This window comes from Streptomyces sp. NPDC088400 (assembly GCF_044753355.1).
Lineage (GTDB): Bacteria > Actinomycetota > Actinomycetes > Streptomycetales > Streptomycetaceae > Streptomyces.
In genome coordinates, this window is record NZ_JBIVMZ010000003.1 from 174,048 (window position 1) to 199,662 (window position 25,615).

General features: G+C 71.1%; 24 protein-coding genes and 1 pseudogene. 17 read left to right on the forward strand and 8 right to left on the reverse strand.

The features are described from left to right. Positions 1–43: 43 nt before the first annotated feature. The 8 genes from ACIQD6_RS08860 to ACIQD6_RS08895 all read left to right on the forward strand — a co-directional run bounded on the left by ACIQD6_RS08860 (position 44) and on the right by ACIQD6_RS08895 (position 8,058). On the forward strand, positions 44–1,132 hold the full coding sequence (locus ACIQD6_RS08860; protein ID WP_401879970.1) for a hydrogenase expression protein HypE: 1,089 nt from the start codon (positions 44–46) through the stop codon (positions 1,130–1,132). Between the two features lie 164 nt (positions 1,133–1,296). Next, the gene (locus ACIQD6_RS08865; protein ID WP_401879972.1) at positions 1,297–3,081 is read left to right on the forward strand and encodes a nickel-dependent hydrogenase large subunit; all 1,785 of its coding nucleotides are present in this window, start codon (positions 1,297–1,299) and stop codon (positions 3,079–3,081) included. Between the two features lie 138 nt (positions 3,082–3,219). Then, on the forward strand, positions 3,220–4,215 hold the full coding sequence (locus ACIQD6_RS08870; protein WP_401879974.1) for a NifU family protein: 996 nt from the start codon (positions 3,220–3,222) through the stop codon (positions 4,213–4,215). Between the two features lie 140 nt (positions 4,216–4,355). Further along, positions 4,356–5,036, forward strand: a complete 681-nt coding sequence (locus ACIQD6_RS08875) for a DUF5947 family protein (RefSeq protein WP_401880756.1) — start codon at positions 4,356–4,358, stop codon at positions 5,034–5,036. Beyond that, entirely contained in the window at positions 5,033–5,707 is a 675-nt protein-coding gene (locus tag ACIQD6_RS08880) for a DUF6084 family protein (RefSeq protein ID WP_401879976.1), read from the forward strand. The genes ACIQD6_RS08875 and ACIQD6_RS08880 overlap by 4 nt, the downstream gene beginning before the upstream one ends. Continuing rightward, a complete protein-coding gene (locus ACIQD6_RS08885) occupies positions 5,704–7,227 on the forward strand; it encodes a hypothetical protein (RefSeq protein WP_401879978.1) in 1,524 nt (507 codons plus the stop codon). Before ACIQD6_RS08880 ends, ACIQD6_RS08885 begins: the two co-directional genes overlap by 4 nt. A gap of 1 nt (position 7,228) precedes the next feature. Then, positions 7,229–7,894, forward strand: a complete 666-nt coding sequence (locus tag ACIQD6_RS08890) for a hydrogenase maturation protease (protein WP_401879979.1) — start codon at positions 7,229–7,231, stop codon at positions 7,892–7,894. Between the two features lie 5 nt (positions 7,895–7,899). Then, entirely contained in the window at positions 7,900–8,058 is a 159-nt protein-coding gene (locus tag ACIQD6_RS08895) for a DUF6893 family small protein (RefSeq protein WP_401879980.1), read from the forward strand. 27 nt (positions 8,059–8,085) lie between these two features. On the opposite strand, the gene ACIQD6_RS08900 is transcribed toward ACIQD6_RS08895, so the two are convergent. Then, entirely contained in the window at positions 8,086–8,481 is a 396-nt protein-coding gene (locus tag ACIQD6_RS08900) for a helix-turn-helix transcriptional regulator (RefSeq protein ID WP_401879982.1), read from the reverse strand. A gap of 145 nt (positions 8,482–8,626) precedes the next feature. Between ACIQD6_RS08900 and ACIQD6_RS08905 the strand changes: the two genes are divergently transcribed. From ACIQD6_RS08905 to hypE, 6 genes are all read left to right on the forward strand, one after another. Further along, on the forward strand, positions 8,627–9,049 hold the full coding sequence (locus tag ACIQD6_RS08905) for a hydrogenase maturation nickel metallochaperone HypA (protein ID WP_401879984.1): 423 nt from the start codon (positions 8,627–8,629) through the stop codon (positions 9,047–9,049). Continuing rightward, entirely contained in the window at positions 9,033–9,875 is an 843-nt protein-coding gene (gene hypB, locus ACIQD6_RS08910; RefSeq protein ID WP_401879986.1) for a hydrogenase nickel incorporation protein HypB, read from the forward strand. The genes ACIQD6_RS08905 and hypB overlap by 17 nt, the downstream gene beginning before the upstream one ends. Continuing rightward, a complete protein-coding gene (hypF, locus tag ACIQD6_RS08915) occupies positions 9,872–12,325 on the forward strand; it encodes a carbamoyltransferase HypF (protein ID WP_401879988.1) in 2,454 nt (817 codons plus the stop codon). The genes hypB and hypF overlap by 4 nt, the downstream gene beginning before the upstream one ends. 57 nt (positions 12,326–12,382) lie before the next feature. Next, positions 12,383–12,757, forward strand: coding sequence for a HypC/HybG/HupF family hydrogenase formation chaperone (locus ACIQD6_RS08920; RefSeq protein ID WP_401879989.1), 375 nt, complete (start codon positions 12,383–12,385; stop codon positions 12,755–12,757). Beyond that, positions 12,754–13,902 carry a hydrogenase formation protein HypD gene (gene hypD, locus ACIQD6_RS08925; protein WP_401879991.1) on the forward strand — a complete coding sequence of 383 codons (1,149 nt, stop codon included), beginning with the start codon at positions 12,754–12,756 and terminating at the stop codon, positions 13,900–13,902. Before ACIQD6_RS08920 ends, hypD begins: the two co-directional genes overlap by 4 nt. Before the next feature lie 148 nt (positions 13,903–14,050). Then, positions 14,051–15,040 carry a hydrogenase expression/formation protein HypE gene (gene hypE, locus ACIQD6_RS08930; protein ID WP_401880758.1) on the forward strand — a complete coding sequence of 330 codons (990 nt, stop codon included), beginning with the start codon at positions 14,051–14,053 and terminating at the stop codon, positions 15,038–15,040. A 115-nt stretch (positions 15,041–15,155) separates the two neighbouring features. Here the strand turns inward: hypE and ACIQD6_RS08935 are convergent, their stop codons facing one another. Beyond that, positions 15,156–16,553, reverse strand: coding sequence for a GH1 family beta-glucosidase (locus ACIQD6_RS08935; RefSeq protein ID WP_401880760.1), 1,398 nt, complete (start codon positions 16,551–16,553; stop codon positions 15,156–15,158). Positions 16,554–16,910: 357 nt separating this feature from the next. On the opposite strand from ACIQD6_RS08935, the gene ACIQD6_RS08940 reads away from it, so the two are divergent. Further along, positions 16,911–17,939 carry a LacI family DNA-binding transcriptional regulator gene (locus ACIQD6_RS08940; protein WP_401879993.1) on the forward strand — a complete coding sequence of 343 codons (1,029 nt, stop codon included), beginning with the start codon at positions 16,911–16,913 and terminating at the stop codon, positions 17,937–17,939. Between the two features lie 133 nt (positions 17,940–18,072). On the opposite strand, the gene ACIQD6_RS08945 is transcribed toward ACIQD6_RS08940, so the two are convergent. Then, positions 18,073–19,041 carry an SDR family NAD(P)-dependent oxidoreductase gene (locus ACIQD6_RS08945; RefSeq protein ID WP_401879995.1) on the reverse strand — a complete coding sequence of 323 codons (969 nt, stop codon included), beginning with the start codon at positions 19,039–19,041 and terminating at the stop codon, positions 18,073–18,075. 251 nt (positions 19,042–19,292) lie between these two features. Here ACIQD6_RS08945 and ACIQD6_RS08950 point away from each other — a divergent pair, with 251 nt between their 5' ends. After that, entirely contained in the window at positions 19,293–20,297 is a 1,005-nt protein-coding gene (locus tag ACIQD6_RS08950) for an alpha/beta fold hydrolase (protein ID WP_401879997.1), read from the forward strand. 72 nt (positions 20,298–20,369) lie between these two features. On the opposite strand, the gene ACIQD6_RS08955 is transcribed toward ACIQD6_RS08950, so the two are convergent. The 3 genes and pseudogenes from ACIQD6_RS08955 to ACIQD6_RS08965 form a co-directional block, all read right to left on the reverse strand. Continuing rightward, positions 20,370–21,134, reverse strand: coding sequence for a YqjF family protein (locus ACIQD6_RS08955; RefSeq protein WP_401879999.1), 765 nt, complete (start codon positions 21,132–21,134; stop codon positions 20,370–20,372). A 79-nt stretch (positions 21,135–21,213) separates the two neighbouring features. Next, positions 21,214–21,525, reverse strand: coding sequence for a flavin reductase family protein (locus ACIQD6_RS08960; RefSeq protein ID WP_401880001.1), 312 nt, complete (start codon positions 21,523–21,525; stop codon positions 21,214–21,216). Further along, a pseudogene (locus tag ACIQD6_RS08965) lies at positions 21,497–21,793 on the reverse strand (LLM class flavin-dependent oxidoreductase); the annotation flags it as partial. The pseudogene ACIQD6_RS08965 and the gene ACIQD6_RS08960, both read right to left, overlap by 29 nt. 50 nt (positions 21,794–21,843) lie before the next feature. Here ACIQD6_RS08965 and ACIQD6_RS08970 point away from each other — a divergent pair. Further along, positions 21,844–22,149, forward strand: coding sequence for a hypothetical protein (locus ACIQD6_RS08970; protein WP_401880003.1), 306 nt, complete (start codon positions 21,844–21,846; stop codon positions 22,147–22,149). A gap of 309 nt (positions 22,150–22,458) precedes the next feature. Here ACIQD6_RS08970 and ACIQD6_RS08975 read toward each other — a convergent pair whose 3' ends face one another. Continuing rightward, the gene (locus tag ACIQD6_RS08975) at positions 22,459–23,937 is read right to left on the reverse strand and encodes a UDP-N-acetylmuramoyl-L-alanyl-D-glutamate--2,6-diaminopimelate ligase (RefSeq protein WP_401880005.1); all 1,479 of its coding nucleotides are present in this window, start codon (positions 23,935–23,937) and stop codon (positions 22,459–22,461) included. Between the two features lie 694 nt (positions 23,938–24,631). Beyond that, entirely contained in the window at positions 24,632–25,600 is a 969-nt protein-coding gene (locus tag ACIQD6_RS08980; RefSeq protein WP_401880007.1) for a DUF2510 domain-containing protein, read from the reverse strand. Positions 25,601–25,615: the final 15 nt, after the last annotated feature.

Below are 25,615 nucleotides of genomic sequence, written 5' to 3' on the forward strand. Positions count from 1 at the left end.
GTGTCTCTCCTGAGGCCTCGCCGGAATTCCCAACGAGGAGGGGATGATGACCGCCACACCGGTATCCGAGGGCAGCACGGCGCCCGGCGGAGAGAACACGGAAGAAGCACCCACGGTCCATATCCTCTGGATCAACGCGGGGCTGAGCTGCGACGGAGACTCCGTCTCCCTCACCGCCGCCACCCAGCCGAGCATCGAGGAACTCGCACTCGGCGCTCTGCCGGGACTGCCCAAGGTGGCCGTGCACTGGCCGCTGATCGATTTCGAGTGCGGCCCCGTCCAGGGCGCCGACAACTTCATCGAGTGGTTCTTCAAGGCGGAGCGCGGCGAGATAGACCCCTACGTGCTGGTCGTCGAGGGATCCATTCCCAACGAGTCGATCAAGAACGAGGGCTACTGGTGCGGCTTCGGGGACGACCCCGAGACCGGCCAGCCCATCACCACCAGTGAGTGGATCGACCGGCTCGCTCCGAAGGCGCTGGCCGTCGTGGCCATCGGCACCTGCGCCACCTACGGCGGAATCCACGCCATGGAGGGCAACCCGACCGGCGCGATGGGCGTGCCCGACTACCTGGGCTGGGACTGGAAGTCGCAGGCGGGCATCCCGATCGTCTGCATCCCCGGCTGCCCGGTCCACCCGGACAACGCCTCGGAGACGCTGCTCTACCTGCTCTACCAGGCCGCCGGATCCGCGCCGATGATCCCGCTCGACGAACAGCTGCGCCCGACCTGGCTGTTCGGCGCCACCGTGCACGAGGGATGTGACCGGGCCGGCTACTACGAGCAGGGCCAGTTCGCGACCGAGTACGGCTCACCGCAGTGCCTGGTGAAACTGGGCTGCTGGGGTCCGGTCGTCAAGTGCAACGTCCCCAAGCGCGGCTGGATCAACGGTGTCGGCGGCTGCCCCAACGTGGGCGGCATCTGCATCGCCTGCACGATGCCCGGTTTCCCGGACAAGTTCATGCCCTTCATGGACGAGCCACCGGGCGGCCATGTGTCCGCGGCGGCCAGCGGCGCGTACGGAAAGGTCATCCGCAAACTGCGCGGGGTCACGGCCAGGACCGTCGACAAGGAACCGAAGTGGCGCCGCAAGGGAGAGAAGATCCTGACCGGCTACCACCCCCCGTGGTGATCCGTCCGCACAGGAACGCCACGCGGGAAAAGCCGCACAGGAACGTGATCGGTCCGCGGATCAAGTCGCAGCCGCAGCGATGAAGGTACGCCGCACAGCCGCCGGCGACAGACGGCAGAGCACGGCAGAAGAAGCCCCCACCGCCCAGGAAAGGTGCGCACCCCATGGCGCCGAAGACGAAGCGAGCCGAGGACGGCAGTGGCCTGATGGAGATGTCCTGGGATCCGATCACCCGGATCGTGGGCAGCCTCGGCATCCACACGAAGATCGACTTCAAGCAGAAGCGGGTGGCCGAGTGCTACAGCACCTCGTCCGTCTTCCGCGGCTACAGCGTGTTCATGCGGGGCAAGGACCCGCGGGACGCGCACTTCATCACCAGCCGCATCTGCGGCATCTGCGGTGACAACCACGCGACCTGTTCGGTGTACGCGCAGAACATGGCGTACGGCGTGAAGCCTCCGCACCTCGGCGAGTGGATCATGAACCTCGGCGAGGCGGCGGAGTACATGTTCGACCACAACATCTTCCAGGAGAACCTGGTCGGGGTGGACTACTGCGAGAAGATGGTCCGCGAGACCAACCCCGGCGTCCTGGAGCTGGCCGAACGCACCGAGGCACCCCACGCGGCCGACCACGGCTACCGCACGATCGCCGACATCATGCGCTCGCTCAACCCACTGGAGGGCGAGTTCTACCGGGAGGCACTGCAAGTCAGCCGCTACACCCGGGAGATGTTCTGCCTCATGGAGGGGCGGCACGTCCACCCCTCCACGCTCTACCCGGGCGGCGTCGGGACCGTGGCCACCATCCAGCTGTTCACGGACTACCTGACCCGGCTGATGCGCTACGTGGAGTTCATGAAGCGCGTCGTCCCGCTCCACGACGACCTGTTCGACTTCTTCTACGAGGCCCTGCCCGGGTACGAGGAGGTCGGCCGGCGGCGCGTGCTGCTCGGCTGCTGGGGCGCGCTCAACGACCCCGAGCACTGCGACTTCACGTACCGGAACATGTCCGACTGGGGCCGGCGCATGTTCGTCACCCCCGGGATCGTCGTCGACGGCAAGCTGATCACCAACGATCTCGTCGACATCAACCTCGGCATCCGGATCCTGCTCGGCAGCTCGTACTACGACGACTGGGCGGGCCAGGAGACGTTCGTCGACCGCGACCCGCTGGGCAACCCCGTCGACGCGCGCCACCCGTGGAACCAGCACACCATCCCCGCCCCGCAGAAGCGGGACTTCGCGGACAAGTACAGCTGGGTGATGTCCCCGCGCTGGTTCGACGGTACGGACCATCTGGCGCTGGACACCGGCGGCGGTCCCCTCGCACGGCTGTGGTCCACCGCCCTCTCCGGGCTGGTCGACTTCGGCTACGTGCAGGCCACCGGCCACAGCGTCAAGATCAACCTGCCGCGCACGATGACCAAGCCGGAAGCCAATCTGGAGTGGCACATCCCGCGGTGGAGCAACGCCCTGGAACGCAACCGCGCACGGACGTACTTCCAGGCGTACGCGGCGGCCTGCGCCCTGCACTTCGCCGAGCAGGCGATGGAGGAGGTGCGCTCCGGCCACACCCAGACCTGGGAGAGCTTCGAGGTGCCGGACGAGTCCATCGGCGTCGGCTTCACCGAGGCGGTACGGGGTGTGCTGTCCCACCACATGGTGATCAGGGACGGCAAGATCGCCAACTACCACCCGTACCCGCCCACTCCGTGGAACGCGAGCGTGCGCGACTCCTACGGCACGCCGGGCCCGTACGAGGACGCGGTGCAGAACACCCCGATCTTCGAGGAGAACCCCCCGGACACCTTCAAGGGCATCGACATCATGCGGGCCGTGCGCAGCTTCGACCCGTGTCTGCCCTGCGGCGTGCACATGTACGTCGGCGGCGGCCGGACGGTCCAGGAGATGCACATGCCCACCGGGCTCAGCGGACTGGCGGGCTGACCGCACGCCGCACACGGGACGCGCGGGGACGGCCGCGACGAGATGGCCGTCCCCGCCGGAGCGGCGGCACCAGCGGAACCACCGGATTCGCCGGATTCGCCGGATTCGCCGGAACCACCGGAGGAAAGGCACCGTGACATGGCAGCAACGGCCAAGGAGCAGCAGGCCGGTGAGCACATCGCCGCGCTGCTCGACGAACTCGGCAGGTCGATGGGCCCGGCGGGACGCGATCTCGCGGACGAACTCGTGCGCAGCATCGTCGAGTTCTACGGAACCGGCCTGGCCCGTGTCGTCGAGCTGCTGGGCGACGCACCGGACGGCACGGACCCACTGGACCTGCTCGGCGGCGACGAACTCGTCGGCGGGCTGCTGGTACTGCACGATCTCCACCCCGAGGACACCATGACCCGGGTGGGGCGGGCGCTGGACGAGGTCCGCCCGTATCTGGGGTCGCACGCGGGCGATGTGGAGGTCGCCGGAATCGAATCGGCCGCGGACGGCGGGACGGACGGAACCGGCGTCGGCGGAGCCGAAGGCATGACGCTGCGGTTGCGGCTGCGCGGCAGCTGCGACGGATGCCCCTCCTCCGCGCAGACCGTGCGGTGGACCATCGAGGAGGCCGTGGCCCGCCGCGCACCCGAGATCGAGCGGGTGGAGGTCGAGGGTGTCACGGACGAGGAGCCGCAACCGCAGCTTCTCCAGATCCGGTCCCGGCCACCGGACGACCCCACCTCCGTGGGAACGCCGTCCCCTGGTTCCGCGACCGCCGCCGGTTCCGCGACGGCCACTGGTCCGGTCGGAAATGCTCCGGCCCAATGGCACCCGCTGCCGGCACCGCCGCCTTCGGCCGACGGGGAGATCGTGGTCCGCGAGGTGGCGGGCACGCCCCTGCTGCTGGTCCGGCTGCCCGGCAACCTCTACGCGTACCGCGACCACTGCCCGCTCTGCGCGGGCCGGCTGGGCGACGCGGTGGTGGACGGGGACCGGCTGCGCTGCCCGGACTGCGCGGCGGAGTACGACATCCGCCGGGCCGGCCGGGGCGAGCGCGGCCATCTGGAGCCGGTGCCGCTGCTGGAGGAGAACGGTTCCGTACGGGTGGCGCTGCCGGGCGTCCTGCTCCCGGCGGGGTCATGACGGCCCGGCCGGCGCCTGCCGGGGGCGCCTTCACCGCCAGAAGCCCGAGCACCGGCACGAACCCGGCCGCGCGGACGGGAACGGACGCGACTCCGGACGCGGACACGGACACCGGAACCGGGACCGGCACTCCCCCGGACATGGCTCCTCGCCCGTCCACCACGTCCGTGCCGGCCGCGCTGCGGGGCTTCACCCGGCGCCCGCCGCCCGCGCAGGAACGGTGCGAGCTGTGCGCCGAACCCCTGGCCCCGGAACACCGGCACCTGGTGGACACCAGGAAGCGGTCGCTGCTGTGCGCCTGCACCGGCTGCTATCTGCTCTTCACCCGGCCGGGAGCCGGTGCGGGCCACTTCCAGGCCGTCCCCGACCGGTATCTGATCGATCCGGACTTCACCCTGGACGAGGCGAGCTGGAACCGGCTCCAGATCCCCGTCGGGCTCGCGTTCTTCTTCCGCAACTCCGAACTGGACCGGCTGGCCGCGTTCTACCCCAGCCCCGCCGGTGCCACGGAGAGCGAACTGGATCCCGATACCTGGCGGGAGGTCCTCGGCCACAGCCGGCTCACCGCGCTGCTCCAGCCCGACACCGAAGCCCTGCTGATACGGCGCGAACGCGGCGCCGACGGTGCCTCCCGTGGTACCGGCGCGGGGAGCACCGAGTGCTATCTGGTGCCCGTGGACACCTGTTACGAGCTGGTGGGCCGGATGCGGTTGCACTGGCAGGGATTCGACGGTGGGGCCGAGGCCCGTGCGGACCTGACGGACTTCTTCGCCCGCGTCCGCGCGGCGGCCCGCCCGGTGATCGAGGAGGACGGTTCATGACCGACCTGGCGTTCTCCTGCGTCGACGTACGGCCCGAACCGTACGGTGCGGGCCCGACCCTGTTGTTCCGTCTCCGGATCGAGGCAGCAGCCGGCGAGCGGATCCACGCCGTCGCACTGCGCTGCCAGATGCGGATCGAGCCCGTCCAACGGCGCTACGCACCGGCCGAGGTGGAGATGCTGGGCGATCTCTTCGGCGAACCCGACCGCTGGAGCACCACGCTCAAACCGCTCCAGTTCGCCCACGCCTCGCTGACCGTGCCCGGCTTCACGGGCTCCACCGAGATCGACCTGCCGGTGACCTGCACGTACGACATGGAGGTGGCCTCGGCCAAGTACTTCCGCGCGCTCGCGGACGGCGAGGTCCCGCTCCTCCTGCTGTTCTCCGGCACCGTCTTCTCCGGCGAACGCGGCTTCACGGCGGAGCCGATCGCCTGGCACAAGGAGACCGGATTCCGGATGCCCGTCAAGGTCTGGCAGCACATGATCGAGCAGTACTTCCCCGGCTCCGGCTGGCTGCGGATCCGCGACGACTGCCTCGACTCGCTGCGCCGTTACCGGTCGGAACGGGCCCTGCCCTCCTGGGAGCTGGTCTTCGAGGAGTTGCTGCGTACCGCCCGCGAGCCCATGCCGGCCGCGGCAGAACCCGGCCCCCGAGGAAGGCAGTCATGACGCGAGACACCACCGTGGACCGTGTGACGGCGGGCTTCACCGAGGCCCGCCGGGTCGCCGACGCCCTGCTGTTCGAGGGGTATGTGCTGTATCCGTACCGGGCCTCCGCGCGCAAGAACCAACTGCGTTGGCAGTTCGGGGTGTTGGTGCCGCCCTCGTGGGAGGACGCGCACAGCGAGCACGCCTGGCAGCGTACGGAATGCCTCCTGGAGCCCCGCCGCGCCGGCCAACTCCACGTCGAGCTGCGCTTCCTCCACGTACGCCGCCGTACGGTCGAACGTCTCCTGCCCGACGGCCAAAGCTGGACCGAGGTGGCCGAACTGGACCTGCCCGACCGGGTGCTGGTGCCGTGGGACGAGGGGGAAGAGGAGCGGATCGAGGTCCAGGTGCCGCTCGACCGGCTCGCCGAGGGCGGGCACACCGTACGGTTCGACCGGCCCGGCGGGGTGGACCACGAACCCGTCGACGACGGCGGGCGCCGTGTCATCGGCCGTCTGGTGCGGTGCGGCCGGCCGTTGGCGGGCGAGATCCACCTGGCCACCGAACCGCTGCCGGGGCCGTACGGAGCGCTCCGGCTGACCGCGACCGTACGCAACGTCTCGGGCTGGGCACCGGACCCGAGTGTGAACGGCGGGGACCGTGCGGCGGTCCTGCCCCACAGCCTGATCGGGGCACACCTGCTGCTGGGACTGCCCGGCGGCCGGTTCCTGTCGATGACGGACCCGCCGGAGTGGGCGCGGCCCGCCGCGCGGGCCTGCCGCAATGAGCACACCTGGCCGGTGCTGGCCTGCGAAGAGGGCCGCGACGACGTCCTGCTGTCCTCTCCGATCATCCTGGACGACCATCCCGCGGTCGCCGCGGAGAGCCCGGGCCCGCTCTACGACGCCACCGAGATCGACGAGATCCTCTCGCTGCGGACGGCGGCGCTCACGGATCAGGAGAAGCGCGAGGCGCGCGGGACGGACGCGCGCGCCGCTGAGGTGATCGACCTGGTCGACGGCATGCCGGCCGAGGTCATGGAGCGCCTGCACGGCGCGATCCGCGGTCTGCGCGAGGTGACGGGTGACGTGGCCGGCGGACAGGACCGGGGCCCCACTTCCGCGCCGTCCGCCGGGCTGCGGCTGCCCACCGGGTCGGAACTTCCTTGGTGGGACCCCGCCCAGGACACGAGGTTCGCGCCCGGCGAAAGCACCGTGACCGTAGACGGGCGGCTCCTCGGGGCGGGCAGCAGGGTCGTCCTACGGCCCGGCCTGCGCCGGTCCGACGCCCAGGACATCTTCCTGACGGGCCGTACGGCGACGGTCGAAGCGGTGCTCCAGGACTTCGACGGCGAAACGCACATCGCGGTCACGGTCGACGGCGATCCGGGCGTGGACGTACGCCGTCAGCAGGGGCGCTTCCTGTACTTCCGGCCGGACGAGGTCGATCCCGCGGATGACACCGACGGCGATCCCGCTGCCGGTCCCGGAGGGGCCCACGTGTGGGACACGACAGCGCGCACCACGGAAGGAGGCGGCTGACATGGACTCCGTTCCCCTGCCCGACAGCCGGTACGACCGGACCCTGGTCGCGGGCATCGGCAACATCTTCCTCGGCGACGACGGCTTCGGTGTGGAGACCGTACGCCGGCTGACGGGCCGGCCGCTGCCGCCCGGCGTGGACCTGATGGACGCGGGGATCCGGGGGGTCCATCTCGCCTACCGGCTCCTCGACGGATACCGCAGGCTCGTCCTCGTCGACACGGTCGGCCGCGGTGACTCCCCGGGCACCCTCTCGGTGATCGAGGTCGATCCCCTGGACGTCGATCCCCTGGACACGGGGCCGGACATGGACACGGCCGCCCCCGCGCCCGCCCCGATCGACGGCCACGGCATGGACCCGGCGGCGGTACTGCGGCTGGTCCGCGACCTGCGCGCCGGGGCCGGCGGCACCCTCCCCGAGCAGGTCCTGGTGATCGGCTGCCGGCCCCTCAGCACGGAGGAGGGGATCGGGCTGAGCCCGCCGGTGGCCGCAGCCGTGGGACCGGCGGCCGACCTGGTCATCGAGCTCCTGCGGCGGCAACCACCGGGCACGGCCACGGAAACGGCCATCTCCCCGGCCACTTCCTCGGCCACCTCTTCGGCCACCTCTTCGGCCACTTCCTCGGCCACGGAACCTGGCGCCACCACGGCACACACAAGGAGTTGAGTTCCATGCACCTGACGCACCCGATGAAGGGGACCGCCCCCGTCAAGCACGCGGACACGACATGGCTGTGGGTCTGTGCCGGAGTCGTCGCGGCCGGAGTGGCGTACGAAACGGCGAAATCCGTCCCGGACCTGCGCCGCTATCTGCGGATGCGGCGGATGTGAAGGGACATGGGGCGACGTGCGGAGTGCCTACCCGGTGGCCGGCGGATGTCCGAACAGCGGCTGTACGTCGGCGTCGGCGCGGCCCGGTCCGTTCAGCTGGACATAGCGCTCCAGGAACAGATGCAGCGTGCTGTGCAGTTCACCCAGCCGGACGAACCACAGCGCCAGACTCATCGATCCCGCCGGGGTGATCTCGTACTCGCGACGAGCGGGTCCCGAGGCCGAGGCCCGCCACTGGGAGGAGATGTGACCGCGCTTCTCCATCCCGCGCAGCAACCGGTACACATGCGCCGACTCCGCCTCGGCCCAGCCGAAGGCACCCAGGCGCTGGGTGAGTTCGTACCCGTGTCCGGGCCGCTCGGCGAGGAGCAACAGGATGACGGGGGTCATCAGCGCCCGTCGTTCGGTGTCGTGCGTCGTCATGGCTGCGATCTCCTGAGGTGGCCGTGCGACGGTCCGGCTCGGACACGGGGGGCGGACGCCCGTTCCACGCTAACCAGCCCGTACGGGGCGGGCCAGCCGTCGAGCGCCGTACGGGCCCGTCAGTCAGTCACGTGAGGTGAGACCCGTGCATGAACTGTCCATCGCCACGGCCGTGGTCGCCCAGGTGGAGGAAGCCGTCGTCACGAACGGGGGCGGCCGGGTCGCGTCGCTGCGGCTGCGGATCGGCGAACTGGCCGGTGTGGTCCCGCAAGCGCTCAGCTTCTCGTTCGAGCTGGCGAGCGAGGGCACCGTCCTCGCCGGTGCCCGGCTGGACGTGGACACCGTCCCCGGCCGGGGACGGTGCGAGGGCTGCGGCCGGGAGAGTGAGGTCGGCGTGCCGCCCGTGCTGTGGTGCGAGGCGTGCGCACGGCCGCTGGGTGAGCTGCTGTCGGGCCGGGAACTGGAGATCGCCGAGGTCGTCCTCGTGGATTCCTCGGATGCGGCCCACCAGGTCAGCGGCGACGATCGGGATACGTCCGAGGAGGCAACCCATGTGCCGAGTCGTTGATCTGCGCCAGGCGGTACTGGCCAAGAACGACGCCAGTGCCCTGGAACTGCGCGAACATCTCGCCGCCCAGGGCACGGCCGAAGTGAACCTGCTGTCCAGTCCGGGCAGCGGCAAGACCGCCCTGCTGGAGCTGCTGCTCGGCAGGGCGGTGGCGGCGGGCGTCCCCGTCGCCGCCGTGACCGCCGACCTGGCCACCGAGAACGACGCGCGACGCCTGGCGCGCGCCGGGGCGCCCGTCAAGCAGGTGCTCACCGACGGTCTGTGCCATCTGGAGGCCGGGATGCTCCGGGGGCATCTGGACGGCTGGCTCCCGGCGGACACCCGGGTGCTGTTCATCGAGAACGTCGGCAATCTCGTCTGTCCCGCGTCGTACGACATCGGGGAGAGCCTGCGGATCGTGCTGGGTTCCGTCACCGAGGGCGAGGACAAGCCGCTCAAGTACCCCACGGCGTTCGGCCTCGCCCATCTCGTGGTCATCACCAAGACCGATATCGCCCAGGCCGTCGAGTTCGACGGGGCGGCGTTCCACCGCAATGTGCGGCAGGTCAATCCGGGTGTTCCGGTGCTGGAGACCTCGGCGCGGACCGGCGCCGGAGTCGATGAGCTGCTGGCCTTCGTCCTCGGGTGTGCCGACGGTGTCCCCGTACACCGGCCCCTGCTGGCGCGTCAGCACGAGCGGTATCTGCACCATCATCACGGCGACGAGGACGGCGACCACGAACACGGCCACGACGGCGAGCACAGCCACAGCCACAGCCATGACCACAATCACGGGCCCGAGGAGCATGTGGCACCCGCCGTTCGCGGAGCGGCACAGGCGCCATGAGCGGACCGGTCACCGACACCGCAGCCCTCGCGGACGCGCGCACCACCCCGCGCGCACGCCGGCGCGTCGTCGTACGCGGAGTGGTGCAGGGCGTGGGCTTCCGTCCGTTCGTCTACACGCTCGCGAGTGAGCTGGGCCTGACGGGCTGGGTCACCAACAACGCCGACGGTGTCGAGACGGAGGTGGAGGGGCCGGACCCGGACGTGACGGCGTTCTGCGCGCGTCTGACCACCGACGCGCCGCCGCTCGCCGTCGTGGAATCCGTGACGCACCAGGTCGTCCGGGCCACCGGGGGCAGCGGGTTCACCATCCGCCCCTCGGCCGGCGGGGCAGGCCGCACTCTTGTCTCCCCCGACACCGCGACCTGCGACGACTGTCTGCGCGAGATGGCCGACCCGGCCGACCGCCGTTACCGGCATCCCTTCATCAGCTGCACCCACTGCGGGCCGCGGTTCACCGTCGTCACCGGGCTGCCGTACGACCGGGCGCTGACCACCATGGCCGGGTTCCCGATGTGCGCCGACTGCGCGCGTGAGTACGAGGACCCCGCGGACCGGCGCTTCCACGCCCAACCGGTCGCCTGCCATGACTGCGGTCCCCGGGTCGGCCTCGTCATCGGACCGGGCCGTGCCGTCTCGCTCACGGGTGAGGACGCGCTGGCCGGGGCCCGTCGACTGCTGGCCGCCGGAGCGGTCGTCGCGGTGAAGGGGCTCGGTGGCTACCACCTCGCCTGCGACGCCTCCGATGTCACCGCCGTACGCACCCTGCGCGAGCGCAAGAACCGGGGCGCGAAGCCGTTCGCCGTGATGACCGGTTCCCTGGAGACGGTGGAGCGGCTCGCCTTCACGGGCCCCGAGGAACGCGATCTGCTGCTCGGCCGGCGCAGGCCCGTCGTACTGCTGCGGCGCCGCGAGGGCGGCGGGTCCCTGGTCACGGACGGTGTCGCGCCCGGCAGTCCGGATCTCGGCGTGCTGATGCCGTACACCCCGCTGCACCACCTGCTGCTGGGCCTGCCGGGCGATCCCGCCGGTCCGCCCGTCCTCGTGATGACCAGCGGCAACCGGTCGGGCGAGCCCATCGTCACCGATGACGAGGAGGCGCTGAGCCGGCTCGACGGGCTCGCGGACGCGTGGCTGACGCACGACCGGCCGGTGCATGTGCCGTGCGACGACTCGGTGGTACGGATCTGCGACGGCCGGGAACTTCCCGTACGCCGTTCTCGTGGCTACGCCCCGATGCCGGTCGCGCTGCCCGTCCCTGTGGAACCGGCACTCGCCGTCGGCGGGGACCTCAAGAACACCTTCTGTGTCGCGGAGGGCGGGTACGCCTGGCTGTCCGCCCACGTCGGCGACATGGACGACCTCGCCACCCTCACCGCCTTCGAGACGGCCGTCGGACATCTGTCGGAGCTGACCTCGGTCGCTCCCCGGGTGCTGGTCGCGGACCGGCACCCGGGCTACCGCTCGGGTCAGTGGGCCGAGCGGCGGGCGGCGGGCCGTCCGGTACGCCGCGTACAGCACCATCACGCGCATGTGGCGTCCACGATGGCCGAGCACGGTCTGGACGGCTCGGCGCCGGTGATCGGCGTGGCCTTCGACGGCACCGGCTTCGGCGACGACGGCGCGGTGTGGGGCGGGGAGGTGCTGCTCGCGGACTACGACGGCTTCCGGCGGTTCGCGCATCTGGCGTACGTCCCGCTGCCGGGCGGCGACGCGGCCGTACGGAACCCCTACCGGATGGCGCTGTCCCACCTGCGATCGGCGGGCATCCCCTGGTCCGACGACCTGCCGTGTGCCGCCGTGTGCACCCCGGGGGAACGGCGGCTGCTGGAGCGTCAGTTGGAGCGGGGCATCAACTGCGTGCCCACCTCCAGCATGGGGCGGCTCTTCGACGCCGTGGCGTCGCTCGCGGGGGTGTGCCACCGCGTCGAGTACGAGGCCCAGGCGGCGATGGAGCTGGAGAGCGCGGCGGTCGCGGCCGGGGGCGTGGGATCCGGCGGCTACCGCTTCGGGCTGGTCCGCGACCGGTCCGCGGCCGAGGCTCCCTCGCTGTCTGCCGCCGAGGCTCTGTCTGCCGCCAGGAGTTCGCTCCCGGCCGGTGGCCCGGCTGTCGGCCCGCCTCTGCTGGCCGACCCCGGACCGGTGCTGAGCGCCGCCGCCGCCGACATACGGGCGGGTGCCGGCGCCGCGACGGTGGCCGCGCGCTTCCACGGGGCGGTCGTCGCTCTGGTGCACGACGTGTGCCGGGCGGCCCGTGACCGTACGGGCCTGGCCACCGTCGCGCTGAGCGGCGGGGTGTTCTGCAACGCCCTGCTGACCAGCGGCTGTACGCGGCGGCTGGAGGGCGACGGGTTCACCGTGCTGCGGCACCGCAGGGTTCCGCCGAACGACGGCGGGCTGGCACTGGGCCAGTTGATGGTCGCCGCCCGGATCACGGCGACCGAGCGGTGACCCGGACAGGGATCCGAACGACCGAGGGACCTGAACGACCAGCTGAGAGGAGGAGCAATGTGCCTTGCTGTGCCCGGCAAAGTGCTGGACATCGAGGAGCGTGACGGAACCCGGATGGCGCACGTCGACTTCGGCGGCGTCGTCAAGGACGTCTGCCTGGAGTACGTACCGGAGATGAAGGTCGGTGACTACGCGATCGTGCATGTCGGCTTCGCGCTGCAACGTCTGGACGAGGTGTCCGCGAGGCGGACGCTGGAGCTGTTCGAGAATCTGGGCGTCCTGGAGGAGGAGTTCGGGGACGCGTGGGGACGGGCCGCGAAGGAGGCGGGCGCCGACCGTCCCGCCGGCACCGCGCCGCTCCCCGGTGTTCCCGCCGCTCCCCCGACGCCCCACCGTCCTGATCCCGACGCTCCGGAGGAGGCCCGGCGATGAAGTACCTCGACGAATTCAGCGATCCCGATCTGGCCGCGCGGCTGTTCGACGACATCCGGGCCACCGTCACCCGCCCCTGGGCCCTGATGGAGGTCTGCGGCGGCCAGACCCACTCGATCATCCGTCATGGCATCGACCAACTGCTCCCCGACGAGGTCGAACTCATCCACGGCCCCGGCTGCCCGGTCTGTGTGACCCCGCTGGAGACCATCGACAAGGCGCTGGAGATCGCCTCCCGCCCCGACGTGATCTTCTGCTCCTTCGGCGACATGCTGCGCGTGCCGGGCAGCGGCCGGGACCTGTTCAAGGTCAAGAGCGAGGGCGCGGACGTACGAGTCGTCTACTCACCGCTCGACGCGCTCAGGATCGCCCGGGAGAACCCGGACCGTCAGGTGGTGTTCTTCGGTATCGGGTTCGAGACGACGGCCCCGCCCAACGCGATGACCGTCCACCAGGCCAGGAAGCTGGGCATCGAGAACTTCAGCCTGCTGGTGTCCCATGTGCGCGTCCCACCGGCGATCGACGCCATCATGAACTCCCCCGACTGCCGGGTCCAGGCCTTCCTGGCCGCCGGTCATGTCTGCACGGTGATGGGGCTCGGCGAGTATCCCGAACTCGCCGAGCGGCACCGCGTCCCCATCGTGGTCACCGGCTTCGAACCGCTGGACATCCTGGAGGGCATCCGCCGTTCCGTGCACCAGCTGGAGGCGGGCGAGCACACCGTCGAGAACGCCTACCCCAGGGCCGTCCAGGCCGGGGGCAGTCCGGCCGCGCAAGCCATGCTGAAGGACGTCTTCGAGGTCACCGACCGAGCCTGGCGCGGTATCGGCATGATCCCGGCGAGCGGCTGGCGGCTGTCCGCCAAGTACCGGCAGTACGACGCGGAGTACCGCTTCTCGGTGACCGACATCCGTACGGAGGAGTCCACGGACTGCCGTAGCGGCGAAGTGCTCCAGGGCCTGATCAAGCCGCACGAGTGCGCGGCCTTCGGCACGACCTGCACCCCGCGCAATCCGCTCGGCGCCACGATGGTGTCGAGCGAGGGCGCCTGCGCCGCGTACTACCTGTACCGCAGGCTGTCGGCGCCGGGGGCCGGGCCGGCGGGCGCCTCCGGCACGCGGGAAGAGGTGACTCCCGTTGGCTGAGACGACCGGGATCCGGCAGGTGGACGGTGTCGTCCCAGGGGCGCCGGCCGAGAAGCCCGCACACGCCTCGCGGCCACCGCGGGCCACCGCACCGGACTTCGCGGGCTGGACCTGTCCCACGCCGCTGCGCGACCATCAGCGCGTCGTCATGGGACACGGCGGCGGCGGGCAGCTGTCCGCCGAACTCGTCCAGCACCTCTTCGCCCCGGCGTTCGGCGGCGAGCTGCTCGCGGAACTCGGCGACTCCGCGACGTTCACCCTCGGCGGGGCGCGGCTGGCCTTCTCCACCGACTCGTACGTGGTGCGTCCGCTGTTCTTCCCGGGCGGCAGCATCGGCGATCTCGCGGTCAACGGAACGGTCAACGACCTGGCCATGATGGGTGCCAGGCCCGCCTATCTGTCCTGCGGTTTCATCCTGGAGGAGGGCATCGAGCTCGCCACGGTGGGCCGGGTCGCCGAAGCCCTCGGCGCCGCCGCCAGGGCCGCGGACGTGGTCGTCGCCACCGGTGACACCAAGGTCGTGGAGTCCGGTCACGGCGACGGCATCTTCATCAACACGGCGGGTGTCGGGCTGATCCCCGACGGCATCGACATCCGGCCGCGGCGCGCGGCGCCGGGCGATGTGGTCATCGTGAGCGGGCCGATCGGCGAGCACGGCGTGGCCGTCATGAGCGTCCGTGAGGGGCTGGAGTTCGGGGTGGAGATCGAGAGCGACACGGTGTCGCTGGCCTCGCTCGTCCAGGCCATGCTGGCGGTCTGCCCCGATCTGCATGTGCTGCGCGATCCGACCCGCGGTGGTCTGGCGACCTCGCTCAACGAGATCGCGTCGGCGGCCGGGGTCGGTGTCACCCTCCAGGAACAGGCGCTTCCGGTACCGGACGCGGTCGCCAACGCCTGCGCCTTCCTGGGCCTGGACCCGCTGTATGTCGCCAACGAGGGCAAGCTCGTGGCGTTCGTCCCGCCGGGGCGTGCCGACGCGGTGCTGGCCGCGATGCGCGCGCATCCCCAGGGCGGCGGGGCGGTGGTGATCGGCAGCTGTACGGCGGAGCATCCGGGCATGGTCGTGGCGAGGACAGGCCTCGGCGGGACCCGGGTGGTGGATGTCCCGCTGGGTGAGCAACTGCCGCGTATCTGCTGAGGGTTCCCCTCCCGCTGTCCCGGCCGTACGGTCGGGACAGCGGGAGGGCCGAAGCGGCGGGCGCGGCCGAGAGCCTGCGGTTCGCCGACGCGCCCCAGGCCGGTGTCCCCGCGCGTTACCGCCGCGCCGGCAGGGTGCCGGTGCGCGCCAGTCGCGCGTACCAGTGGGCGCTGGACTTGAGGGTGCGGTGCTGGGTCGCGTAGTCCACGTACACCGCCCCGAAGCGCTTGCTGTAGCCGTACCCCCACTCGAAGTTGTCGAGCAGCGACCAGAGGAAGTAGCCGCGGACGTCGGCGCCCGCCTCGATGGCCGACCGGACGGCCGCGAGGTGATCCCGCAGGTAGGCGATCCGTTCCGGGTCGTCGACCTCTCCGTCGGGGCCGACGCGGTCGTCGAAGGCCGCTCCGTTCTCGGTGATCATCACGGGCAGGTCGGGGTGGTCCCGCCGTACGCGCATCAGCAGCTCGTACAGACCGCTCGGGTCGATGGTCCAGCCCATGGCGGTACGGTCGCCGGGGGTCTGGTGGAAGGCGACCCGGTCCGCCCCCGGCCAGGGGGTGTGGTCGCTCGCGCCATGCCCGTCCGACCCGTGGGCGGCCGGGCCCGTGTGGTGGGAGACCAGGGTCGGCGAGTAGTAGTTGACTCCGAGGAAGTCGAGCGGGTGATGGATGAGCTCGGTGTCTCCCGGCCGGACGAACGACCAGTCGGTGATGTGCTCGGTGTCCTCGACGACATCGGCCGGATACGCCCCGGCGAGCATGGGGCCGGTGAACACCCGGTTGGCGATGCCGTCGATACGGCGGGCCGCGTCGATGTCCGCCGGTTTGTCGGTCAGGGGCCTTACGTGGTGCAGGTTGAGCGTGACGGACACCTGGGCGTCGGCGGGCAGCCGCTCGCGCAGTTCCCGCACCGCGAGCCCGTGGCCGAGGTTGAGGTGGTGGGCCGCCCGCAGCGCGTCGGCGGGGTCGGTACGGCCGGGGGCGTGCACGCCGGAGCCGTAGCCGAGGAACGCGCTGCACCAGGGTTCGTTGAGGGTGGTCCAGGTCTTCACGCGGTCGCCGAGGGCGTCGGCGACGATGCCCGCGTACTCGGCGAAGCGGTAGCTGGTGTCGCGCTCGGGCCAGCCTCCGGCGTCCTCCAGGTGCTGGGGCAGATCCCAGTGGTACAGCGTGACGACGGGCTGGATCCCCTTCTCCAGCAGCCCGTCGGCCAGCCGCCGGTAGAAGTCAAGCCCCTTCGCGGAGGCCGGTCCACTGCCGGTGGGCCGCACACGGGGCCAGGACACCGAGAAGCGGTAGGCGCCGACCCCCAGTTCGGACATGATCCCGATGTCCTCGCGCCACCGGTGGTAGTGGTCGGTCGCGACGTCACCGGTGTCGCCGTCGCGCACCTTGCCCGGAGTGCGCGAGTAGACATCCCAGATGGAGGGGGAACGGCCGTCCTCCTGGGCGGCGCCCTCGATCTGGTACGCGGCGGTCGCGGTGCCCCAGAGGAAGCCCGGAGGGAAGGTCAGGGATGCCGAGGGGTCCGGGGCTGTCCCGGTGGAGGGTGTGGAGGGTACGGAGGTGGAGGTCGCCACAAGGGGTCCTTCCGCAGAGGTGGAACGTCGAACGGCGCACGTACAGCGGCGAGTTGGACGGTGAGTCGGCGAGTCGCGCGCGAAGTCGCGCACTGCTCCAACTTCTGGGAGCGCTCCCAGGTGATGGTTGAAGACTCTCCGCAGACGTCGATCTCTGTCAAGACTCGAAGCCGGTTCCGTTGTGTGACTGATCCCGGATACCGGCCCCCGGGGCGCATCCGCGCCGGACACCCCTGACAATCTCCTGGTGAGCTGTGCGCTCAGCAGGAGCGGCAAGAGTCAGGAGACGTGATGAGCAGCCGTGAACGGCCGGGCCGGAGGCCAACTCTTGAAGCCGTCGCGCAACTGGCGGGGGTGGGCAGGGGGACGGTCTCGCGGGTCGTCAACGGTGCGCCGGGCGTGAGTGCGAAGGCCAGGGCCGCGGTGGAGGCGGCCGTCGCGGAACTCCACTACGTACCGAATCCCGCCGCCCGCAGTCTGGTCACGAGCCGGACCGACAGTATCGCGCTGGTGATCCCCGAGTCGGAGAGCCGGCTGACGGCGGAGCCGTACTTCACCGCCGTGATCCGCGGTGTGAGTACGGAACTGGCCGACACCGAGATGCAGTTGCTGCTGATACTGGTACGCGACGAGCGTGAGCTCGACCGGCTGACGCGGTTCGTGGAGGCGCGACGGGTCGACGGGGTGCTGCTGATCTCGGTCCATCACGACGACCCGCTGGCCGCGCTCCTGGAGAAGCTGGGGATACCGACGGTCCTGGCGGGGCGGCGTTCGCCCGCCGAGTCGCTGAGTCATGTCCACGCCGACAACGCCGGCGGGGCGGCCGAGGCCGTACGGCATCTGCTCGGCCGGGGACGTACGAATGTGGCCACGATCACCGGCCCCCTCGACATGGACGTCAGCCACACCCGGCTCCAGGGGTGGCGCGACGCCCACTGCGAACGGGGCGTGCGGCCGGACGAATCACTGGTCGCGCCCGCCGACTTCACCGAGGAGGGCGGCCGTACGGCCATGCGTGAACTCCTCGAACGACGGCCGGACATCGACGCCGTCTTCGCCGCGTCCGACGTCATGGCGGCGGGGGCACTGACCGAACTGCGCGAGCGGGGGCGGCGGGTGCCCGACGACGTGGCGGTGGTCGGTTTCGACGACTCGATCGTCGCCCGGCACACCGTGCCGCCCCTGACCAGCGTCGGCCAGCCCAGCGAGGACATCGGACGCGCCATCACCCGGCTTCTCCTCGACGAGATCAACGACCCGGCCACGCCTCGCCGGCACGTCACCCTGCCGACGACGCTGACCCGCCGCCAAAGCGCGTGAGCACCGATGTACTCACCGGGGTGAGCCGATGTTCTCGGCTCACCCCTCACGGCTGGGCCCGGCGAACTGTGCTGAACAGCCGGTCCGTGATCGTGAAGCAGTACGCGGCCGGTGACCTCGTACCAAGAAGCGCTCAGGCGCTCTTCGCGAACGCGTCGACCCCGGTCAGCTCGGCGGAGAGCTGCCACAGGCGCGCGGCCTGCTCGGGGTCGGTCGCATAGGCGCGCACGCCACCGGGGACCGACGTGTCGGCAGCGGCCGGCGCGGCGATGTCGACGTCCTCGCAGTAGACCCCGCCCGCGCCCGCCAGCTGCGGCGAGGTCGCCGCCCACACCTGCGTGGCCGCGCCCTGCTCGGGTGTCTTGAACGCGGGGTTGATCGTGTTGCCTTCCTCGTCGATCCAGCCGGCGGCCACCATCTCCTCCTTGGCGAGGTGGCGTTGCAACGGCGTGAGGATGCCGCCGGGGTGCACCGAGAAGGCCCGTACGCCGGCGTCCCGGCCGAGCGCGTCGAGTTGTACGGCGAACAGGGCGTTGGCCGTCTTCGCCTGGCCGTAGGCCTGCCACTTGTCGTAGCCTTGCTCGAACATCACGTCGTCCCAGCGGATGTCCGAATTCCGGTGGCCGGACGAGGACACCGAGACGACCCGTGCCCCGCCGGACGCGATCGCCGGCCAGAGCCGGTTGACGAGCGCGAAGTGGCCGAGGTGGTTGGTCGCGAACTGGGCCTCCCAGCCGGGGCCGACCCGGGTCTCCGGACAGGCCATGATCGCGGCGTTGTTGATGACGAGGTCGATGGTGCGTCCCGTGGCGGTGAAGCGCTCCGCGAACCGGCGGACGCTGTCGAGGTCGGCGAGGTCGAGCTCGTCCACCTCGACGTGGTCGATACCGGCGAGGGCCTGCTCGGCGGCCTCGCGCCGCCGGGCGGGTACGACGACCTGGGCGCCGGCGCCGGCCAGCGCGCGCGTCGTCTCCAGGCCGAGGCCCGAGTAACCGCCGGTGACAAGGGCGAGCTGTCCGGTGAGGTCGATCCCGCGCAGGACGTCCGCCGCGGTGCTCCGGGCTCCGAACCCTGATCCGATCGTGTGCTGAGGAGTGGTCATGTGTCCGACGGTACGAATTGGAGCGCTCTCGAAGTCAAGCGCACCGACCGCCTCACACCGGATTCACTCCGACTCCCACCTCCCGCCGGCTCCCGGAACGGCGGCCCACCCCGGGCGGCTGAGCGGCACTCGAATCCACCTGCGGACCGCGACGCGCGAATCGCCCACGATCGGGTCATCGATGCGTGGCCGGACGGGCCCAACTGCTAGGCAGGGAGGCTATCGCCCGTTCCGGAACCCTGGAGTACCCCATGCCCGTCGACGCCGTTCTCACTCACGACCAGGAATCGCCTCGTACCCCGATGATCCCCGGGCAGGCAACCGATGAGAGCGGGGCGGGCGAACAGGTCGAGGAGCGTGACTTCACGTTCGACGGCTTCCGTTACACCTGCCGCATCGTCCACCCCGAGGAACATCCGGTGACCGAGCCGATTCTGGTGCTGGGCGGCTCATCCCAGGACCGCTACTCGTGGGCACGGCACGAGAAATGGCTGAGGCCGGTGGGACAAGTGATCACCGTGGATCTCCCGGGCTACGGCACCTCGGACTTCCTGCCCGCGTTCTACGGCGTCGACTTCCTCGCCGCCACCATCCGGCATCTCCTGGGCGAACTCGGCGTGCCGCGCGTCAATCTGATCGCCGCCTGCTACGGCGGTGCGGTCGGCATGCGCTTCGCCCAGCACTACCCCGACATGCTGGCCCGGCTGATGCTCGTCGGCATGACCACCCGGATCCCGGCGGACTACGCGGCGGCGATGGAACGCTGGGCCGTCATGATCGACCGAGGTGAGACGGAGGCCATCGCGCGCGAGCTGGCCGACCACTTCATGTCGCCGCCAGGAACGGGCCGGGTCCGCAAGCACGCCGCCGTGTCCCGGCTCGTCTACCAGCAGATCGTCGGGCAGGACCCCGAGCAGCTGGGCAAGTCCGCGGAACACAACACCCGGTTGATGCGGCACGAGTGGTACCGGCCGGAGCCGTTGCCGGCCGTACCGAGCCTGGTGGTCACCGGCGAGCACGACACGCTGTGCACGCCCACCATGGGGCGCGAGGTGGCGGCCCAGCTGCCCGAGGCACGGTTCATGACCATCGACGAGACCGACCATCTGGCCCCGGTGGAGCGGATCGCGGACTTCGCCGACCTCATGGCACGCTTCTGCGCCGACCGCCCGCTGGACGAACTGCCGTACACCAGCAGGCCGGAGACGTTCGGAACCACCGTCACCGCCGGCCGTGGTGACGGCACCGCGTCCTGAGCGTGCCGCCAACGGGCCCCCGGGGCAGGTCGACGATGGACCGTCCTCGGCCGGGGCGCCCCTCGCACGCGGTCAGCGGGCCCCGGAGCCGTCGGCTCGGACAGGGCGGCCGAAGCGGACCGGGACACCCTGCGAATAGAGCACGCTGACGGGATCCCCGGCCGGGGCCCGCAGCCCCGCCGCGGTCAGCAAGTCCTCGGTGCACTCCAGCAGTTCCGCCCGGTGCAGCGGCCAGCGCGGGTGTGTGTTCGGCACATACGCCGGCCGGCCGAGGAGTGTGGTGTGCATCCCCCAGCGTGCGGTCATGAAGTGTTCCGGCGCGCTGGGCCGCTCGATGCGTTCCCCGATCCGCAGACCGATCCGGCTGTGGGCGCCCCTGGGCCCGGGCACGCGCCGCCGGCTGGTGTACGTCAGGGTGTCGCCGTCACGGTCGACGGTCATACGGGACCACACGTACGGCAGCCGGAAGACCGCGCGGCCGACCGCCACCGGAATCAGGCGCGAGGCGTCCAGGGAACGGAAGACGACACCCCGGCGGCCCTGTCCGTCCACCGAGTAGAGGCGGACATTGGTCTCGGGGAAGGTGCCCAGATACGGGACACCGGGGAGTCCCAGCCACCCGACCCGGTGCATCCGGAAGGCCACGAGACCCACGTAGGTCACCCCGTCGAGGGTGTCGGGGACCGTCCCCGGCGGCAGCAGCGGCGCCACTTCCGCAGGATCGACGGCCCAGTGCAGAAAGGCCAGATCCAGCCAGGACTGCGTGAGCAGCGGCCTCGGTTCATCCCGGGGCGGGTCGGGGCTGATCGGTTCCGGTGCGTCCGGTGCGGGCTGCATGCCGTCAGCATTCCAGAGAGCCGCCCGGCCCCGGGGCACGGCCCGGCCACGCCGTGCCGTGCCCCGGGGCCGGGCGGCGTCAGCCCGCGTTGTGCGGTGGAAGGTGTACGTCCGTGGCGAACGCGCCGTCGTGGTGGACCAGTGCGGGTCCCTCGCCGTGGCCCCCTCCGGAGTCGACCTCTCCGACGACGAGGAGATGGTCGCCGACGTGCTGGCGCAGAGTCACCCGGGCGGTGAGCCACACCGGTACACGGTCCAGCACGGGCAGCCCGTCGTGGCCCTCCGTCCAGGGGACACCGGCGAAGCGGTCGATGCCACTGCGAGCCGGCGTTCCGCGGTCCGTTCTGGTTCCCGTGGTGGCGCGCCTGGTCGAAGAAGGGCCGTCCGGCACCGGACTTGATGGTGTCCAGGATGCGGTGGGCGCGTTCCCAGGCGAGTTCTTCGGTGGCGCCGAGGATCGGACGGAAGGACACGCTGATGCCGGGCGGTTCGGTACGGCCGGCGGCCGCCGCGGCCGCGCGCACGGAGGCGATCTGCTCGGCGGTCTCGGCGAGCGGCTCGCCCCACCGCGCCCGCGCCCGGCGGTTGCTGCCGCACCTTCTGAGCGGTTGCTGTCGCGCCTCATGATCGGATTGGATGGACCACCCACACTCACCCATGGGCCGGCTCGCGCGCCGGCTCGTGAACCCCCGGTAAGGAGCACCCGCTCATGGGCGCCGCCGTTCACCACATCACCGCGGACGACGCGGGCGGGCAGACCTTCACGGTCAACGTCGAGCGTAATTTCCAGTACAAGCCCCACCGGGACTTCCTGGTCTGCGCGCACTGCGACTGGTCCTACGGTTCGCTCAGCTTCCGCCAGACCTTCCAGGACATCGCGGGTGAGCATCTGTCCGACGCGCATGACGCCGACCGCGCGCTCGGCCACCACAGGAACGCGTCCTTCCGCACGCTCCGGTGGATCGCGTTACCGCTCGCCGCCGTCTTCCTGATCGTCCTGTTCCCCCAGCTCTGAGAGCCACGGGAGATTGGGGTACACACGGGCCTCGTCGGGGTGCAGCCACACCGGCCCGTTTCCCGTGCCGATCCGGACAGCTCCGCCCGGTGGCGCCAGTGTCGGCGGCGAGTTCGACCAGCGCCCGTACCGCGTAGTCCGCCTTCGCCGCACGACCATGACGACGGCGCGGACAACAACGGGGCGGAGCGCACACCGCCGCTGCACGCGCACCTGCATCACCTCCGCGCCGAGGGGCCGAACGCGGCGGGCTGACGCCCGGCCCGCCGTGCCCGGCGATGCCGGCCCACCCGTACCACTGCCCCGCCGCTACCGCGCGAGTTCGCGGACCGTCGCCATGTCGCTGAACGGAATCAGCTGTTCACCGACGATCTGGTATGGCTCGCTGCCCTTCCCCGCGATCAGGACGATGTCGTCGCGCCCGGCCTCGGCCAGGGCGAAGGCGATGGCACCGCGGCGGTCGGCGAGCCGTTCGAACCGTGTGCCGGTGGCCGCGAGCCCCGGGGTGATCTGATCGAGGATCGCCCCGGGGTCCTCGTTGCGCGGGTTGTCCGAGGTGAGAACGCACAGATCGGAGTGTGTCCCGGCGATCTCCCCCATCTGCGCGCGCTTGGTGATGTCACGGTCGCCGCCGCAGCCGAAGACCGTGATGACCCGGCCGCGGGCGAATTCACGGATGGCGGAGAGCACCTTGTCCAGCGAGTCCGGTGAGTGCGCGTAGTCCACGATGACGGAGGCGCCGTTCGGCGTCTCGAAGCGTTCGAACCGTCCCGGGACCGGGGGCATCCGGTCGAGAGCGCCGACCAGTCCGCGCAGATCGTGCCCCAGGAGATGGCAGGCGGCCACACTGGCAAGGGCGTTGGACACCGAGAACCGGCCGGGCACGGGGATCGCCGCCGGGTACTTGCGCCCTTCGTGGTGAAGGGTGAACCGCGTCCCGAACGCGTCCATGGTCAGGTCGGTCGCCCGGTAGTCCGCCTCGGTGTCGAGCGCGTACGTCGTCACCGCACCCGGCATCAGCGCGCTGATCCCGACGCCCACCGGATCATCGGCGTTGACCAGAGCGCGTCGGCAAAGCCCTCGGAACAGACGGAGTTTGGCGTCCCGGTAGTTCTCCATCGTCCCGTGGTCGTCCAGATGATCCTGCGTCAGGTTGGTGAAGATGCCGACGTCGATGAACGCGTGGTCCACCCGGTGGGTCAACAGCCCCATGGAGGTGGCCTCCAGGACCACGGTGCCGACCTCGCGGTCGCGCATGCGTCCCAGCAGATACTGGAAGTCCGGCGCCTCGGGAGTGGACAGTACCGACCTCGGCATGGGGATCAGTTCGTCGCCGATCCTGCTGCCCGCCGTTCCGATGACCCCGACGGACGCACCCTCGGCGAGCCGCAGTACGGACTCGACCATGTACGAGACCGAGGTCTTCCCGTTGGTGCCGGTGACAGCCACCATGTCCATGCTCCGCCCCGGCTCGCCGTGGTAGCGGGAGGCGAGGACCGAGGCGGTCGTGCAGGTGTCCCGTACCCGTACGACACACACCTCCGTGTCCGCCCACACCGACGCCGACGAATCCGGTCCCCCGGCATCGACCAGCACCGCCACCGCGCCACGCGCGAGGGCCGGGCCGATGGATTCGGGACCACCCTCGCGATGCCCGGGCACCGCGATGAACAGTGAACCCGGTGAGACCCGATGGGCATCGAAGCAGGTGCCCGCGGTGATCATCGTCTCCGGATCGCCCTGCTGAATCTCGTGGTCGTGCCCGGCGAGCAACTCGCTCAACTTCACAGGGATCCTCTCGAAGGTGCGGCGCACGGCCGGTCTCCGGCGGTCGCCGAGGAGGCGCCGACGGCCCGGCCCGGCGCCACGGAGGTGGTGGGGGGTGCGCGGTGCGGAAAACGCGGTGCGCGGTGCGGAAAACGCGGTGCGTGGAAGGTGAAGGAAGAAGTGGGGAGAGCGGACCGGAAGGCGCGAGCGTCACGGACCGGGCCGGCGGACAGCGCTCCACTGCGTTACGGGGGCCAGGGGAGCGTCGGAAGGGGGCGGGCCGTGAGGACGCGCCCGCACTCGGGCGGCAGGGTGCCGAAGAGCCTCGGAAGGGCGGAGCGGTGTCGGACCGCGGCGTGGAGGTTGCTAGCCGTGGCCGTGCACGGCGCGACAGCCGGCTTCCGACGCGGGCACCGGGCCGGGCCCCGCGGCCGACGCACCCGCGTCGGCGCACGGCGCGCGGAGAGCCCGCGGGAGGCACTCTCCCGCTTCACGTGTACAACCCATGTGTGGAGTGTAAGGGCGCCGGGACGTTCGCGGCGCCGCGCGGCTCGCGATCCGGCCCGAAGACCCGCGGATCGCCGTCCGGGCCCCCTGGGATCCAGAACAACGGGCGGGCCGCAGGGAGCGGCCCGCCCGGGGTGTCACGGCGGTCGGGCGCCGGACAGTTACTGAACGATCACTGGACAATCGGGGGAAAACGGGCTCAGGGACGTCAGACTCCCTGGCCGTTGCCACCCCCGCCGCTGCCCGAGGCCGCCTTGATCCCCTTGGTCATCTCGTCCATGACGGACAACTTGGGCGCCTTGTCGTTGACGTCGAAGCCGGAGCGGACCATGACCATCATCTTGGAGGAGGCGGGCGAGGGAAAGGCGAGCGACTGCACGTAGCCGTCGTCACCCTTGCTCGTGATGACCTTCCACCGCACCAGATAGCCCTTCTGCCCGGCCACGGTGACCGCCTCGGACCTCAGCTGCTCGTGCGAGGAGATCTTCCCGTAGGTCGCACCGCCGTAGGACTCCTCGGCGTTGGCCTCGATGTCCTTCTCGGCTGCCGCCTTCGCCCCGGTGGCCTCGATCTTCAGCGCCGCCGCGGGTGCGGAGAACACCCCACCGCGCACGCACTCCGTGGACGTGTCCCCCGGGCAGGAGTACTTCCCGGTTGTCACCCCGGCGCCGACGGTCCCGGACTCGCCGGTCCAGCCGTCCGGTACCGGAATGCTGATCCCGCTGGCCGCGTCGGTGGCGTAACCGTCCTCGGTCTCCGGCTGCTGGGGCGCGCCGCTCTCCCCGCCGCCGGGACCGCGCGGGTCCTGCTGCCCATCGGGTCCGGGACTGCGCTGTCCGGGCTGTCCCGGCTGCGAGGGCACCGAGGAGGGACCGGAACCCGCCTGGCCCGTAGCGGTGTTGCTGTCGCCGCTCCGCCCGAGCAGGTAGAAGCCGCCCGCGATGGCCAGCACCACGACCGAGGCGATCACGCCGACGGCGATCCGCCGCCCGCGGTTCGGCGGACCGGGCGGGGGCGGGACGGGATAGGGCGGCGCCGCGGGCGGACCCCACTCGGCCGGGGCGGTGTCGCGGAGTTCGTCGGTCCAGGCCGCACCGTCCCACCAGCGCTCCTTGCGGGGGCCGTCACCTGAGTGACCTGGATCGGGATGCCAGCCGGGCGGAGTCGTGTACGTCACGGTCCTCACCTTAAG

What these genes read in the sequence shown, in the direction of transcription:
- hypE (WP_401880758.1), top strand. Translation starts at nt 14,051, where the DNA reads ATGGGACACGGCGGCGGCGGGCAGCTGTCCGCCGAACTCGTCCAGCAC.
- ACIQD6_RS08880 (WP_401879976.1), top strand. Translation starts at nt 5,033, where the DNA reads ATGACCGACCTGGCGTTCTCCTGCGTCGACGTACGGCCCGAACCGTAC.
- ACIQD6_RS08955 (WP_401879999.1), bottom strand. Translation starts at nt 21,134, where the DNA reads ATGCAGCCCGCACCGGACGCACCGGAACCGATCAGCCCCGACCCGCCC.
- ACIQD6_RS08860 (WP_401879970.1), top strand. Translation starts at nt 44, where the DNA reads ATGATGACCGCCACACCGGTATCCGAGGGCAGCACGGCGCCCGGCGGA.
- ACIQD6_RS08900 (WP_401879982.1), bottom strand. Translation starts at nt 8,481, where the DNA reads ATGACGACGCACGACACCGAACGACGGGCGCTGATGACCCCCGTCATC.
- ACIQD6_RS08950 (WP_401879997.1), top strand. Translation starts at nt 19,293, where the DNA reads ATGCCCGTCGACGCCGTTCTCACTCACGACCAGGAATCGCCTCGTACC.
- ACIQD6_RS08870 (WP_401879974.1), top strand. Translation starts at nt 3,220, where the DNA reads ATGGCAGCAACGGCCAAGGAGCAGCAGGCCGGTGAGCACATCGCCGCG.
- ACIQD6_RS08890 (WP_401879979.1), top strand. Translation starts at nt 7,229, where the DNA reads ATGGACTCCGTTCCCCTGCCCGACAGCCGGTACGACCGGACCCTGGTC.
- ACIQD6_RS08875 (WP_401880756.1), top strand. Translation starts at nt 4,356, where the DNA reads ATGGCTCCTCGCCCGTCCACCACGTCCGTGCCGGCCGCGCTGCGGGGC.
- ACIQD6_RS08885 (WP_401879978.1), top strand. Translation starts at nt 5,704, where the DNA reads ATGACGCGAGACACCACCGTGGACCGTGTGACGGCGGGCTTCACCGAG.
- ACIQD6_RS08945 (WP_401879995.1), bottom strand. Translation starts at nt 19,041, where the DNA reads ATGACCACTCCTCAGCACACGATCGGATCAGGGTTCGGAGCCCGGAGC.
- hypB (WP_401879986.1), top strand. Translation starts at nt 9,033, where the DNA reads ATGTGCCGAGTCGTTGATCTGCGCCAGGCGGTACTGGCCAAGAACGAC.
- ACIQD6_RS08895 (WP_401879980.1), top strand. Translation starts at nt 7,900, where the DNA reads ATGCACCTGACGCACCCGATGAAGGGGACCGCCCCCGTCAAGCACGCG.
- ACIQD6_RS08920 (WP_401879989.1), top strand. Translation starts at nt 12,383, where the DNA reads ATGTGCCTTGCTGTGCCCGGCAAAGTGCTGGACATCGAGGAGCGTGAC.
- hypD (WP_401879991.1), top strand. Translation starts at nt 12,754, where the DNA reads ATGAAGTACCTCGACGAATTCAGCGATCCCGATCTGGCCGCGCGGCTG.
- ACIQD6_RS08865 (WP_401879972.1), top strand. Translation starts at nt 1,297, where the DNA reads ATGGCGCCGAAGACGAAGCGAGCCGAGGACGGCAGTGGCCTGATGGAG.
- ACIQD6_RS08970 (WP_401880003.1), top strand. Translation starts at nt 21,844, where the DNA reads ATGGGCGCCGCCGTTCACCACATCACCGCGGACGACGCGGGCGGGCAG.
- ACIQD6_RS08940 (WP_401879993.1), top strand. Translation starts at nt 16,911, where the DNA reads ATGAGCAGCCGTGAACGGCCGGGCCGGAGGCCAACTCTTGAAGCCGTC.
- hypF (WP_401879988.1), top strand. Translation starts at nt 9,872, where the DNA reads ATGAGCGGACCGGTCACCGACACCGCAGCCCTCGCGGACGCGCGCACC.